This window comes from Enterobacter sp. DVT3837 (assembly GCF_056238685.1).
In genome coordinates, this window is the sequence record NZ_JBWDLA010000001.1 from 1001966 (window position 1) to 1016035 (window position 14070).

At 54.8% G+C, this 14070-nt stretch carries 10 protein-coding genes and 3 tRNA genes; 4 read left to right on the forward strand and 9 right to left on the reverse strand.

Annotated elements, in window-relative coordinates:
• Nucleotides 1-8 precede the first annotated feature (8 nt).
• Genes amiB through nnr form a run of 3 tightly spaced genes read right to left on the reverse strand, consistent with a single transcriptional unit; the run spans nucleotide 9 to nucleotide 3337 of the window.
• Nucleotides 9-1343: an N-acetylmuramoyl-L-alanine amidase AmiB gene (amiB, locus tag AC0XWG_RS04905; protein ID WP_128348297.1), complete on the reverse strand. Its 1335-nt coding sequence runs from the start codon at nucleotides 1341-1343 to the stop codon at nucleotides 9-11.
• A gap of 16 nt (nucleotides 1344-1359) precedes the next feature.
• Nucleotides 1360-1821 (reverse strand): tRNA (adenosine(37)-N6)-threonylcarbamoyltransferase complex ATPase subunit type 1 TsaE, encoded by a 462-nt coding sequence (tsaE, locus tag AC0XWG_RS04910; RefSeq protein ID WP_128348298.1) that lies wholly within the window; start codon nucleotides 1819-1821, stop codon nucleotides 1360-1362.
• The gene (nnr, locus tag AC0XWG_RS04915) at nucleotides 1814-3337 is read right to left on the reverse strand and encodes a bifunctional ADP-dependent NAD(P)H-hydrate dehydratase/NAD(P)H-hydrate epimerase (RefSeq protein WP_475680431.1); all 1524 of its coding nucleotides are present in this window, start codon (nucleotides 3335-3337) and stop codon (nucleotides 1814-1816) included. Before nnr ends, tsaE begins: the two co-directional genes overlap by 8 nt.
• On the opposite strand from nnr, the gene queG reads away from it, so the two are divergent.
• The gene (queG, locus tag AC0XWG_RS04920; protein ID WP_208594659.1) at nucleotides 3336-4475 is read left to right on the forward strand and encodes a tRNA epoxyqueuosine(34) reductase QueG; all 1140 of its coding nucleotides are present in this window, start codon (nucleotides 3336-3338) and stop codon (nucleotides 4473-4475) included. The genes nnr and queG overlap by 2 nt on opposite strands.
• 270 nt (nucleotides 4476-4745) lie before the next feature.
• On the opposite strand, the gene AC0XWG_RS04925 is transcribed toward queG, so the two are convergent.
• The 4 genes from AC0XWG_RS04925 to orn form a co-directional block, all read right to left on the reverse strand.
• Nucleotides 4746-4821: transfer RNA gene (locus tag AC0XWG_RS04925), tRNA-Gly, on the reverse strand.
• Nucleotides 4822-4857: 36 nt separating this feature from the next.
• A tRNA-Gly gene (locus AC0XWG_RS04930) sits at nucleotides 4858-4933 on the reverse strand.
• A 36-nt stretch (nucleotides 4934-4969) separates the two neighbouring features.
• Nucleotides 4970-5045 (reverse strand) — tRNA-Gly (locus tag AC0XWG_RS04935).
• Between the two features lie 196 nt (nucleotides 5046-5241).
• Complete coding sequence (orn, locus tag AC0XWG_RS04940) at nucleotides 5242-5787, reverse strand: oligoribonuclease (RefSeq protein ID WP_028016433.1); 546 nt, start codon at nucleotides 5785-5787, stop codon at nucleotides 5242-5244.
• A 107-nt stretch (nucleotides 5788-5894) separates the two neighbouring features.
• Between orn and rsgA the strand changes: the two genes are divergently transcribed.
• The 3 genes from rsgA (at nucleotide 5895) to mscM (ending at nucleotide 11356) form a co-directional block, all read left to right on the forward strand.
• Entirely contained in the window at nucleotides 5895-6947 is a 1053-nt protein-coding gene (gene rsgA / locus AC0XWG_RS04945) for a small ribosomal subunit biogenesis GTPase RsgA (protein ID WP_032666746.1), read from the forward strand.
• Between the two features lie 97 nt (nucleotides 6948-7044).
• The gene (gene asd / locus AC0XWG_RS04950) at nucleotides 7045-8013 is read left to right on the forward strand and encodes an archaetidylserine decarboxylase (protein WP_108089439.1); all 969 of its coding nucleotides are present in this window, start codon (nucleotides 7045-7047) and stop codon (nucleotides 8011-8013) included.
• 19 nt (nucleotides 8014-8032) lie between these two features.
• Nucleotides 8033-11356 carry a miniconductance mechanosensitive channel MscM gene (gene mscM, locus AC0XWG_RS04955; protein ID WP_049007256.1) on the forward strand — a complete coding sequence of 1108 codons (3324 nt, stop codon included), beginning with the start codon at nucleotides 8033-8035 and terminating at the stop codon, nucleotides 11354-11356.
• Between the two features lie 38 nt (nucleotides 11357-11394).
• Here the strand turns inward: mscM and yjeM are convergent, their stop codons facing one another.
• Together yjeM and epmA are read right to left on the reverse strand one after the other, a co-directional pair.
• Nucleotides 11395-12894 carry a glutamate/gamma-aminobutyrate family transporter YjeM gene (yjeM, locus tag AC0XWG_RS04960; RefSeq protein ID WP_128348301.1) on the reverse strand — a complete coding sequence of 500 codons (1500 nt, stop codon included), beginning with the start codon at nucleotides 12892-12894 and terminating at the stop codon, nucleotides 11395-11397.
• A 195-nt stretch (nucleotides 12895-13089) separates the two neighbouring features.
• Entirely contained in the window at nucleotides 13090-14067 is a 978-nt protein-coding gene (epmA, locus tag AC0XWG_RS04965) for an elongation factor P--(R)-beta-lysine ligase (protein WP_028016428.1), read from the reverse strand.
• Nucleotides 14068-14070 lie beyond the last annotated feature (3 nt).

The window sequence follows — 14070 nt, forward strand, 5'->3', positions numbered from 1 at the left end:
AATTCTCCTTAGTTGGTCGCAGTTATCTCGCCAGGCTGCGCGGCACTGGCCGTCTGAGCTGCCCCGCCCTGTGGCGCGGACTGCAGAGGATGCGCCTCAAAATATTTACGCAAACCGTTATAAATGGCTTCGGCAAGTTGCTGCTGGTAGCTGTCGCTGCCCAGCAGACGCTCTTCACTGTTATTGCTGATAAAGCCTGTCTCCACCAGAATGGATGGAATATCCGGCGAACGCAGAACCCCCAGGCTCGCATGCTCCGGACGACGCTTATGCAATGCTCCGATGCCCTGCAACTGATTCAATACGTTAGTGGCGACATCATAACCGACGCGCTGGGAATGACCGAACTGTAAATCCAGCACTGCCTGGCTGAGATATGGATCTGACTGGCTGTTTGCCAGCACATCACCCGCACCGCCTAACAGTTCAGACTGTTTCTCGTGCTCTTCCAGCCAGTTTGCCATTTCGCTGTTCGCCCTGCGGTTCGAAAGCACCCATACCGATGCGCCAGTCGCGCTACGGTTTGGCGCTGCATCCGCATGAATGGAGACCAGGAAGTTGGCATTTTGTTTACGCGCCACATCTGAGCGGCCCATTACAGAGATAAAATAGTCGCCGTCGCGAGTCAGAACGCCTTTGAACATCGGATCATCGTTTAACAACGTCCGCAGCTTACGAGCTACCGCAATCGTGACGTTTTTCTCCCGTGTGCCACCAGGACCAATCGCGCCGGGATCCTGACCACCATGCCCTGCATCAATCGCGATAATCACCTTATCACCACTAACCGCGTGCCGTGTGCTGGCCGCAGGACGCGTGACGGTATTACTGCTGGTGACGCTGGTAATGCGGTCGCTGTCCGATTTAAACGGATTACGTGCAGGTTCAGAAGGACGCGGCGTGTAAACTGGTTCTTCGACGCGTTTTGCCACCACTGGCGGAGGCGGTGGTGGAGGTACATCAGCATTGATGGTAAAAACCACCGTATAGTTCGCGCCGTTTTGTTGCTTGACCGCCTTCGTTTTGCCCTTTTCGGTGAGATCAACCACCAGGCGCAATGACTGGCTATCTTGTGGTGTGCCTGAGCGAATGCTCTTCACCAGATTGTTACCGCTGAACTGCAGTGGTAATCCCTGAATCACTCCGGTTTGTTTGATATCCAGCGCCACGCTGTGGCTGTCTGGCTGTGAAAAAGCGTATTCAGGGTCACCCATAAAACTGAATGTGATCCGGGCCTGGCTTTCACCGTTCGATACCTGAATATCTGAGAGGTTAGCCGCCCCGGCCTGCGCGCACAGCAGCACGGTGGCAGCCAATAACCAACTTTTAACGCGATTAATCATCCCGTTATCCCTAAGCTTAACCGGCTAAACGAGCCAGTAAGGAACACCCTGATGAGGAAACCGCACTGATGCGTGCCTCACGCCCTTGTGCCTGGTAATCTAAGTGAATTTCGACATCCGGGTCAGGCAACACACCCGCACCTTGTTGCGGCCACTCCACCAGGCAAATGGCATCATTGGCAAAATAATCACGGATCCCCATAAATTCCAGCTCCTCAGGATCCGCAAGGCGGTATAAATCGAAGTGGTACACCATGAGATTTTCAAGGGTGTACGGTTCTACCAGCGTGTAGGTTGGGCTTTTCACATTCCCCCTATGCCCTAACGCCTGTAAAAAGCCCCGGCTGAAGGTGGTTTTACCCGCACCTAAATCACCATACAGATAAATGACGGTTGCCCCCTGACAGGCCTGCGCCACGCGCTTGCCGAGATCTAAAGTGGCTTGTTCATCAGGTAAAGGAATCGCTCGATTAGTCATTTTCTACGTCAATCACATCCGGGTTAACAACACGCCGCAGCGTGCAAAAAAGATCGGTGGCCAGCATACCGCGTGTACCGTAACGTGCAGCCAGTTGATCTGCCGCTGCACCATGAGCCACGCAGCCCGCACAGGCTGCATCATAAAGGGGAAGTTTCTGTCCAAGCAATGCGCCAATGATGCCTGAAAGCACATCACCCATTCCGCCACTCGCCATGCCCGCATTTCCGGCATCAATAATGCCCAGCGCCTCGTCACTGGCGACGACGGTTCCTGCCCCTTTCAAAACGGCAACACCTCCGTAACGTTTTACCAGACGCTGAGCAGAAAGTAAGCGATCGCTTTCAATTTCTGCCACGCTGCAGTTAAGCAGACGCGCGGCTTCGCCGGGGTGTGGCGTCAGAATGCGATTGTGACGCTTATCCGGGTTGATTGCCAGAAGGTTCAGTGCGTCAGCATCCCACAGCATCGGTTTACGAAAATTCTCGACCTTTTGCAGGGCCTGTTTACCCCACGCCTGCTGCCCAAGCCCGGGGCCGATAACGACCACATCTGCCCACTCGAGGCTTTCCTCGAGCATCGGGAGCGTAAGCTCATGCACCATCAACTCGGGTCTGGCAGTAACGATCGGCGCAATATTCTCGATGTGCGTGAGGACTCGCACCAGACCAGCACCGCTTCGCAATGCCGCTTCACCCGCCATGCGGATAGCCCCCGCCGTACCGTAGTCCCCCCCGACAATCACCAGTTTGCCATGATCGCCTTTATGGGATGTGGGACGTCTCGGGGGCAGCCACTCTGCAAGCTGCGAAGCATCAATGCGCGAAAGGTGCGTTTCCTGACCAGCTAACCAGCTGTCCAGACCCAGCGCATTGTGGTGCAGTACGCCGACCACACCCCGCGCTTTGCCGGTCAGTAAACCCGGCTTCAGGGCGATGAATGTTACCGTATGCGCCGCCTGAATCACTGCCCCCGGCGTCGCGCCAGTTTGTGCTATCAGGCCTGAGGGAATATCCAGCGCCACCACCGGCGCGGAATGGCAATTGGCATGTGTAATCAACGCGGTAATGTTCTCACGCGGCGCACTGCGTAGACCGGTCCCGAGCAGACCATCAATAATCAGATCCATATCCTCCGGCCAGAGGATATCAGGTGCATGAATCACACCGCCGGCATTCAGCCAGGCATCTCGGGCCGCGCTGGCCTCCTCCGGCAGCGGTTTATCACTCTCCAGCGCCAGCAACGTGACGCGGATACCCGCAGCAACGGCAAGACGGGCGACGACATAACCGTCACCGCCGTTATTGCCGTGCCCGCACAAAACCAGCCAGTGTCTGGATTGCGGATATGCATTGTGGGCAACGTTAAATGCGGCTTCGCCTGCGCGCTGCATGAGTTCATATAGGGTGATACCGAGGCTGTCTGCTGCCTCTTTTTCGGCGCGCCGGAGGTCGTCCGCATGCCAGATGGAATGTGGTATACTTGCGGGGTTTTTCTTCACTGTATGGTCCGTCATGTCACAGCCCCTCGATCTCAATCAGTTAGCGCAAAAAATTAAACAGTGGGGTGCTGAGCTTGGCTTCCAGAAGGTAGGCATTACCGATACCGACCTCTCCGCCAGCGAGCCGAAACTACAGGCCTGGCTGGACAAACAATACCACGGCGAAATGGAGTGGATGGCGCGTCATGGCATGATGCGCGCCCGTCCGCACGAGCTTTTGCCGGGCACATTACGTGTCATCAGTGTGCGCATGAACTACCTGCCCGCCAACGCGGCTTTTGCGCGCACGCTAAAAAACCCCTCGCTGGGTTACGTCAGCCGGTACGCCCTGGGACGTGATTACCATAAGCTTCTGCGTAACCGTTTAAAAAAACTCGGGGAAACTATTCAGCAGCACTGTGTTTCGCTGAATTTTAGACCCTTTGTCGATTCTGCGCCTATTCTTGAGCGCCCGATCGCCGAAAAAGCCGGGCTTGGCTGGACAGGTAAGCACTCACTTATCCTTAGCCGCGACGCCGGATCGTTCTTCTTCCTCGGGGAACTGCTGATTGATTTACCGCTGCCGGTAGACGGTCCGGTAGAGGAAGGCTGTGGCCGCTGCGTGGCCTGTATGACCATCTGCCCCACCGGCGCTATCGTTGAACCCTATACTGTTGATGCTCGCCGCTGCATCTCCTACCTCACTATCGAACTGGAAGGTGCGATCCCTGAGGAGTTTCGGCCGCTTATCGGCAACCGAATCTACGGCTGCGATGACTGTCAGCTGATCTGCCCATGGAACCGCTATTCACAACTCACGGATGAAGAAGATTTCAGTCCGCGTAAAGCTCTGCACGCACCGCAACTCGTTGAGCTGTTCGCCTGGAGCGAAGCCTGGTTCCTGAAAGTGACAGAAGGGTCTGCCATTCGTCGCATTGGCCATTTGCGCTGGCTACGTAATGTTGCCGTTGCACTGGGGAATGCGCCCTGGGATGAAGCCAATATTCAGGCGCTCGAAAGCCGCAGAGGTGAGCACCCACTTCTCGATGAACACATAGAATGGGCGGTTGCACAGCAAATCGAGAAGCGAAATGCCTGCGTAGTCGAGGTGCAATCACCGAAGAAACAACGCCTGGTGAGGGTGATTGAGAAAGGGCTTACGCGCGACGCATAATATATTCACAGCCTGTGTATAAAAATACAAACTCAAGCAGCATCGGGACTGGAGAAGAGGTCAAGTGATCTCAATAACATTTTGAAATCAAATTTTATTCATATAATACAGATAATTACACGAATACTATTCACCCTGCTAAGTTTTTAGCCGATTCCGATTAAACGTAGTTTCTGTGGATAACTCTGTTCACAAGAGTATTTCAGAGACAACAGAAAACGTCCCCAACGACTCTTTTCGCTGTGGATATTTTAAAGATGAAGAAGAATTTGGAGCGGGAAACGAGACTCGAACTCGCGACCCCGACCTTGGCAAGGTCGTGCTCTACCAACTGAGCTATTCCCGCTTGGGTGGTGCGTGCTGTGGAAGCACTTTCAAATTTTGGAGCGGGAAACGAGACTCGAACTCGCGACCCCGACCTTGGCAAGGTCGTGCTCTACCAACTGAGCTATTCCCGCTTGGGTGGTGCATGCTTTAAAAGCACTTTCAAATTTTGGAGCGGGAAACGAGACTCGAACTCGCGACCCCGACCTTGGCAAGGTCGTGCTCTACCAACTGAGCTATTCCCGCAAATCTGTACTGCTTTTGTTGCTGTCGTAACGTGTAATTCTCTGTCGTTACGGGAGGCGCATTATACGAGAAATCCTTTTAGCTGCAACCCCCCTGAAAGCGATTTTTTCGAAATTCAGTTCAAATGCTTATTTAATCGGCAAGCTGCACAATTTAACGGCAAAAACCCGGCCACGCAAGGCGCCGGATCTCAAAATCACAGCTTAATGAAGTTTTCGCGGTAATACGCCAGCTCCGCAACAGACTCACGAATATCGTCCATTGCCTGATGCGTCCCCTGTTTTTTAAAGCCATCCAGGATTTCAGGTTTCCAGCGACGAGCCAGCTCTTTCAGGGTGCTCACATCCAGATAGCGGTAGTGGAAGTAAGACTCGAGCTCCGGCATGTACTTAAACAGAAAGCGGCGATCCTGGCCGATGCTATTACCACAGATTGGCGATTTGCCTGCCGGAACCCACTGTTTCAGGAATTCAAGCGTCGCCAGCTCCGCCTCACGGTCACCCTGAGTACTGGCCTTCACGCGATCCACCAGACCGCTGCCGGTATGGGTACGCACGTTCCAGTCATCCATCAATGCAAGCTGTTCATCAGATTGATGAACCGCAATCGTCGGCCCTTCCGCCAGAATATTCAGGTTGGCATCGGTCACCAGGGTTGCAATCTCAATGATGCGATCGCGCTCGGGATCCAGCCCGGTCATTTCAAGATCGATCCAAATCAGGTTGTTTTCATCCGCGCTCATGTTATTTTCCACCCTTCTCGCATAACCGGCAGTAGCAGGTTAACTAGTATTAATTAGAGTGTATCATAGAGGTTTTGCCCCTTACGGGCGACCAGGAGCCAGCGCGATTGAGTAAAAATAAACTCTCCAAAGGGCAGCAGCGCCGCGTGAATGCCAATCACCAGCGCCGTCTTAAAACCACTTCGGAGAAGGTCGATTACGACGACAACCTGTTTGGCGAACCAACGGAAGGTGTAGTCATCAGCCGTTTCGGTATGCATGCCGACGTGGAATCCGCCGATGGTGAGATCCACCGCTGCAACATCCGCCGGACCATTCGTTCTCTGGTGACCGGTGACCGCGTCGTCTGGCGTCCGGGTAAAGAGGCGGCGGAAGGTGTTACGGTAAAAGGTATCGTTGAAGCGGTCCATGAGCGCACGTCTGTGTTAACCCGTCCCGATTTCTACGACGGCGTGAAACCGATTGCCGCCAACATTAACCAAATCGTTATCGTCTCGGCGATTTTGCCTGAACTTTCACTCAATATTATCGACCGATACCTCGTCGCCTGCGAAACACTGCAGGTTGAACCGATTATCGTGCTGAACAAAATCGATCTGCTGGATGACGAAGGAATGGCTTTCGTCAATGAACAGATGGATATCTATCGCAAGATTGGATACCGCGTTCTGATGGTCTCCAGCTACACCAAAGATGGCCTGAAACCGCTGGAAGAGGCGCTCACCGATCGTATCAGCATCTTCGCGGGTCAATCCGGCGTGGGTAAATCGAGCCTGCTGAATAACCTGCTTGGTCTCCAGCAGGAGATCCTCACCAACGATGTGTCTGATGTCTCGGGTCTGGGCCAGCACACGACCACCGCATCACGCCTGTATCACTTCCCACATGGCGGCGATGTGATCGACTCTCCGGGGGTGCGCGAATTCGGTTTATGGCATCTCGAGCCGGAACAAATCTTCAACGGATTTGTCGAATTCCATGATTATTTAGGCGCTTGCAAATACCGCGACTGTAAACACGATAACGACCCAGGTTGCGCTATCCGTGAAGCGGTCGAGAATGGTGAAATCGCGGAGACTCGCTTCGAGAATTACCACCGTATTCTTGAGAGCATGGATCAAGTAAAAACGCGTAAAAACTTTTCTGATTCTGATAACTGACAACTAAGCTAAGCATCGCTAAAATCGTCCCCTTTTTTCAGGTTCCGGTGCTCTGCCACCGGATCAGGAACGACAAAACAATGGCCTGGAGGCTACCTTGTTAAACGCATTTAAACTTTCGCTTCAATACATTCTGCCAAAACTGTGGCTCACTCGCCTGGCGGGCTGGGGCGCAAGCAAACGAGCAGGCTGGCTGACCAAACTGGTCATCGACCTTTTCGTAAAATATTACAAGGTCGACATGAAAGAGGCGCAGAAGCCGGATACCGCCAGCTATCGCACCTTCAACGAATTCTTCGTGCGCCCACTGCGCGACGAGGTTCGTCCGGTTGATACCGATCCTAACGTGCTGGTGATGCCGGCAGACGGCGTGATCAGCCAGTTGGGCAACATCGAAGACGACAAAATCCTGCAGGCGAAGGGCCACAACTACAGCCTGGAGGCCTTATTGGCAGGTAACTACCTGATGGCAGACCTGTTCCGTAACGGTACGTTTGCCACCACGTATCTGTCACCGCGCGACTACCACCGCGTGCACATGCCGTGCAACGGTATTCTGCGTGAAATGATCTACGTTCCAGGCGATCTGTTCTCCGTGAACCATCTGACTGCGCAAAACGTACCAAACCTGTTTGCCCGTAACGAACGCGTCATCTGCCTGTTTGATACTGAATTTGGCCCAATGGCGCAGATTCTGGTGGGTGCCACCATCGTCGGCAGCATCGAAACCGTCTGGGCAGGCACCATCACTCCGCCACGTGAAGGCGTGATCAAGCGCTGGACCTGGCCTGCCGGTGAAGCGGAAGGCTCTGTCGCCCTGCTGAAAGGTCAGGAAATGGGTCGCTTCAAGCTGGGCTCTACCGTGATCAACCTTTTTGCGCCGGGTAAAGTGAAGCTGGCTGAACAGCTCGAAAGCCTGTCGGTCACCAAACTGGGCCAGCCGCTGGCGGTCTCTGCCGAAACCTTCGTGACGCCAGATGCAGAATCTGCTCCGCTGTCACAGGAAGAGATTAACGCCGAGCACGACGCCAGCCCGCTGGTTGACGACAAAAAAGACGAAGGCTAACAACAGAAGGATCGCTGACGTGCGCCCGATTATCGTTCTACTGATGGCCTGGTGCCTCAGCATGGGGGCGTACGCAGCGACAGCCCCCGACGCCAAACAGATAACGCAGGAACTGGAGCAGGCAAAAGCGGCCAAACCCGCTCAGCCAGAGACCGTCGAGTCGCTCCAGTCTGCCCTGAACGCGCTTGAGGAGCGGAAAGGCTCCCTTGAGCGCGCTCAGCAGTATCAGCAGGTTATCGACAACTTCCCCAAACTCTCGCAGACGCTGCGCGCGCAGCTCAATAATTTGCGTGACGAACCGCGCGACGTGCCCGCAGGCATGACCTCGGACGCCCTGAACCAGGAGATCCTGCAGGTCAGCAGCCAGCTTCTGGAAAAGAGCCGCCTTGCTCAGCAGGAGCAGGAGCGAGCGCGTGAAATTGCCGACTCCCTCAGCCAGCTTCCGCAACAGCAAACCGATGCCCGCCGTCAGCTCAACGAGGTTGAACGCCGTGTCGGCACACAAACCGGCAACACGCCGCAAAACCAGGCACAAAACCTTGGGCTGCAGGCAGAGTCTGCCCGCCTGAAAGCGCTGGTCGATGAACTGGAGCTGGCGCAGCTCTCCGCCAATAACCGCCAGGAGCTATCGCGGATGCGTTCAGAACTGGCGCAAAAACAGAGCGAACAGCTTGATGCTTATCTCCAGGCGCTACGTAACCAGCTGAATAGCCAGCGCCAGCGCGAGGCCGAACGCGCGCTGGAAAGTACCGAGCTACTGGCGGAAAACAGCGCTAACCTGCCCGTCGGCATCGTCGATCAGTTCAAGATCAACCGTGAGCTTTCAGCGGCACTGAACCAGCAGGCACAGCGTATGGACCTGGTCGCTTCACAACAGCGGCAGGCGACGAACCAAACCCTGCAGGTCCGCCAGGCGCTCAACACTCTGCGCGAACAGTCGCAGTGGCTTGGGTCATCAAACCTGCTGGGCGAGGCGTTACGAGCTCAGGTTGCACGCCTGCCGGAAATGCCGAAGCCGCAGCAGTTGGATACCGAGATGGCTCAGCTACGCGTTCAGCGACTGCACTTTGAAGATCTTCTCAACAAACAACCGCAAATTCGCCAGATCCGTCAGGCTGACGGGCAACCTCTGAGCAGTGAGCAAAACCGGATCCTTGAAGCCCAGTTGCGCACCCAGCGTGAACTCCTGAACTCACTGCTCCAGGGCGGTGATACGCTGATCCTCGAGCTTACCAAGCTGAAGGTGTCAAACAGTCAGCTGGAAGATGCGCTGAAAGAGGTAAACGAGGCAACGCACCGTTACCTCTTCTGGACCTCTGACGTGCGTCCAATGACCTTCTCGTGGCCAATTGAGATTGTTCAGGATCTGCGCCGCCTGATTTCACTGGACACCTTCAGCCAGCTGGGACAGGCCAGCGTGATGATGCTCACCAGCAAAGAGACCATTTTCCCACTGCTGGGCGCATTGATTCTGGTGGGCTTTAGCATTTACTCGCGCAGACATTTCACCCGTTTTCTGGAGCGTTCCAGTTCGCGCGTGGGGAAAGTCACCCAGGATCACTTCTGGCTGACGCTCCGCACGGTGTTCTGGTCGATTCTCGTGGCCTCTCCTTTACCGGTATTGTGGATGACGCTGGGGTACGGCCTGCGGGAAGCCTGGCCCTATCCGCTCGCCGTGGCGATAGGCGATGGCGTCACCGCGACGGTTCCACTGCTGTGGGTCGTGATGATTTGTGCCACATTCGCGCGGCCAAATGGCCTGTTCATCGCCCACTTTGGCTGGCCGCGTAATCGTGTTGCACGCGCCATGCGTTACTATCTGATGAGCATCGGACTGATTGTGCCACTCATTATGGCGCTGATTATGTTCGATAATCTTAACGACCGGGAGTTCTCAGGCTCACTGGGTCGCCTCTGCTTTATGCTGATATGCGGGGCGCTGGCCATCGTCACGCTCAGCCTGAAACGCGCCGGTATACCGCTCTATCTTGATAAATCCGGTAGCGGCGACAACATGTTCAACCGCCTGCTCTGGAACCTGCTGCTGAGCGCTCCGCTGATTGCGATGCTGGCAGCGGCGGTGGGTTACCTGGCGACCTCGAAGGCGCTGCTGGCGCGGCTGGAAACCTCGGTGGCGATCTGGTTCCTGCTTCTGGTGGTGTATCACGTCATCCGTCGCTGGATGTTGATTCAGCGCCGCCGTCTGGCCTTCGACCGTGCCAAGCATCGCCGGGCAGAAATCCTCGCTCAGCGTGCGCGGGGTGAGGATGAGCCAAACCACGTCAACAGCACGGAAGGGACGACGGAGGCGGACGATGTCGAACTGGATCTGGATGCCATCAGTACCCAGTCCCTGCGCCTGGTACGCTCCATCCTGATGCTGATTGCTCTCCTGTCGGTGATCGTGCTGTGGTCGGAAATTCACTCCGCGTTTGGCTTCCTGGAGAACATCTCTCTCTGGGACGTGACATCTACAGTTCAGGGCGTGGAAAGTCTGGAGCCTATAACCTTAGGTTCAGTACTGATTGCCATTCTGGTGTTGATCATTACTACCCAACTGGTACGTAACTTCCCGGCGCTGCTGGAGCTGGCTCTGCTGCAACACCTGGATTTAACCCCCGGCACGGGCTACGCCATTACCACCATCACTAAATACCTGATCCTGCTCTTTGGCGGGATGGTGGGTTTCTCAATGATTGGCATTGAGTGGTCTAAATTACAGTGGCTGGTCGCTGCGCTGACATTTGGACTTGGCTTTGGCATGCAGGAAATTTTCGCTAACTTTGTTTCCGGCCTGATCATCCTGTTTGAAAAACCGATTCGTATAGGCGATACGGTGACGATCCGCGATCTGACCGGTAGCGTAACGAAGATCAATACCCGCGCCACAACGATCAGCGACTGGGACCGTAAAGAGATCATCGTGCCGAACAAGGCATTCATCACCGAACAGTTCATCAACTGGTCGCTGTCAGACTCGGTCACGCGTGTTGTGCTGACACTACCGGCACCGTCGGATGCCAACAGTGAAGAGGTGACACAAATTCTCTACACCGCAGCCGAGCGCTGCACGCTGGTGCTCGATAACCCGGCACCGGAAGTGTTCCTGGTCGATTTGCAGCAGGGGATTCAGATTTTCGAGCTGCGTATTTACGCTGCAGAAATGGGACACCGTATGCCGCTGCGCCACGAGATCCACCAGCTGATTCTGGCTGGCTTCCGCGAGCATGGTATTGATATGCCATTCCCACCGTTCCAGATGCGTCTGGAAAGTCTGGACGGACGTAAATCGGGAAGAACATTGACGTCGGCGGCACGTAAGCGCCCGGCGGGAAGCCTGTAAATCTTCGCCCCTCTCTTTCGGGAGGGGCGTTTTAACCGCTACACCGCTTCCGTGACGTACGCCACTGAGCGTCGGCGGTAATTCTCATAAATCCCCATCGCCAGCAGCGAGAAGAAGATCGGGCCGCCAACCATCCACATCGCGCTGTTCCAGTCATTCGCTTCAATCACTGGCTGAATGACAGTGAAGATATTCGCGAACGCCACCACCAGCACGACCACAGTCGTCGCCAGTAGCGTTGACGTGCGGGTTTTAAAAATCACAAACGGACGTTCAAGACTCTGCTTCGCTTTGAAGAACGGGAACGCCAGCGTCAGGAACAGATACGGCAGCGTCATCGACACGTTCGCCATCAGGGTCAGCTTGTTATAGAACGCTGACGCGGTATCACCGCCAAACGACACCAGCAGAATGAACACGCACACCAACAGGCATTGCATCCACATCGCGTTAGCAGGCATTCCCGCCGTATTCAGTTGCGTCATACGCGCTGGCCACAGCGCTTTTGGCGTGCCCTGGATTATCGCTTTCAACGGCGAGTAGATAAGCGTAAAGAACGCGCCGGTATAGGCGAGGAACATTGACAGGCCGGTAATGCGCGCAAACCAGATGCCCATTGTCACCGCCGCTTCCGGCGTCAGGCTCATCGCCTGTCCCAGCGTCATTCCCAGGCTTTTCATCAACACATAAGTAATGTTGCCAAGGTTAGTGGTGTTGTTGCTCAACACCTGCTGCCAGTTGGTACTGACCCCCCAGAGGAAGATTGCCAGCGAATAGCCAATGGAAATGACGATGGCGGCAAATATAATCCCTTTCGCGAAGTTCTTTTCCGGGTTCTCCGTTTTGTCGACCAGACCACCTACCGCCTCGATACCACCGTAGGCGAAAATGGCGAATACCACAAAAGAGAGCATCGCAAGGCCGGACTGATAACTTGGGTTAGGCGAAGCAACAAAGTTCACCTCCTGCGCAAAGTGACCGCCGTTCAGGCACAGAATAGCGATACTGACCAGGAGCAGCACCAGATTCAAACACATCACTGCGATCCCGCCCACGGCGGTAATCCGGGCAATCTTATTGATGCCTTTAGACGCGACCAGCGTCACAACTACCATCCAGCAAACAGCCAGAATCCCGACCACCTGTGTAGAACTGAGGCCCGCCAGAGACCAGACCTGGGTTTTATCGCTACCGAAAACAAACGTCGAGAACGGTACCCAAACTTTGGCCGCAGTACTGACCATCCAGACAACGTAAGAGGAGAACCACATAAACGTGCCAATAAACGCGTAGCGCGGGCCGATACTGTTATTCATCCACGAGTAGATCCCTCCCTCTTCTTTCCGGTATGCCGACCCCATTTCCGCCATCATCAGCGCGAATGGGATGAAGAAGAACAGGGCTGAAACGATATAGAACGGCGTCGCACTGTAACCCATCAGGTAAAAGGCCGACGGACTATTAGCGAAGCCAAAGACGGAGGTAAAAATCATCAGGATGAGCCCGGTGAGGGTCATCTTTTTGAGTGAGTGGGACATAGAACCATCCAAAGGAAATTAATCTGCGCGGATGGTAGCAGAAGACCAGACAAAAATTGTGCCTATAGGGAGCAAATTAAGAAAAAGACCCGTGTATAGAGAATGTGGCAGTTTTTAATGTTGTTATGCGAAATGGAAAGGAATATTGCCACAGGGGGCGTAGGCCGGGTAAGCGCAACGCCACCCGGCATTTTTTCAGGCACGATCGACCGTAAACGCAATCACATCGCCCAACTGTTCTGCACCCAGCGCCAGCATCACCAGGCGGTCAACACCCAGCGCCACGCCGGAGCAATCCGGCAAACCTGCTTTTAATGCCTCAAGCAGATTAACATCAATAGGCTGCTGCGGCAGACCGCGCGCGGCACGCTTACGGTTATCCTGCTCGAAGCGCTGTTGCTGTTCACGCGCGTCCGTCAATTCGTGGAAACCGTTCGCCAGCTCGATGCCTTTGTAATAGACCTCAAAACGCTCTGCCACACGATGATCTTCCGTGCTGATCTGCGCCAGAGACGCCTGGCTTGCCGGGAAGTGATAGACAAACGTCGGGCGGTCTTTGCCAATCTGCGGTTCAACGCCAAACGTGAACAGCAACTGCAGAAGCGTATCGCGATCTTCTTCAGTATCTGCCACATTGCTGAGATCCAGTTTTGCCGCCACTTCGCGCAATTGAGTCTTGTCCGCTGACAATGGATCGATTTCCAGATAGCGCTGGAAAGCCTGCTGATAGGAGAGAGTTTCCGCTTCTGAGCAATCCAGCACCTGCTGCAGCAGGTCATCCACCTCATTCATCAGACGGTACATATCATAGTGCGGACGATACCACTCCAGCATGGTGAATTCCGGATTGTGGTGACGCCCCATCTCTTCATTACGGAAGCTTCTGCACAGCTGATACACCGGACCGCATCCCGCCGCCAGCAGGCGTTTCATGTGGTATTCCGGGCTGGTCATCAGATACAAATTCATGCCCTGAGAGTGCCCCGGGCCAACAAAACGGGTTTCAAACGGGACCAGATGAATATCGGTTACCGTTGCCTGACTCATGCACGGCGTTTCCACCTCCAGGACTCCGCGGTCGGCAAAGAAACGGCGGATCGCCGTCATAATTGCAGCGCGTTTTAACAGATTTGGGATGGATGCGCTCGGCTGCCAGGTGGCCGTTTCGCTCATGGG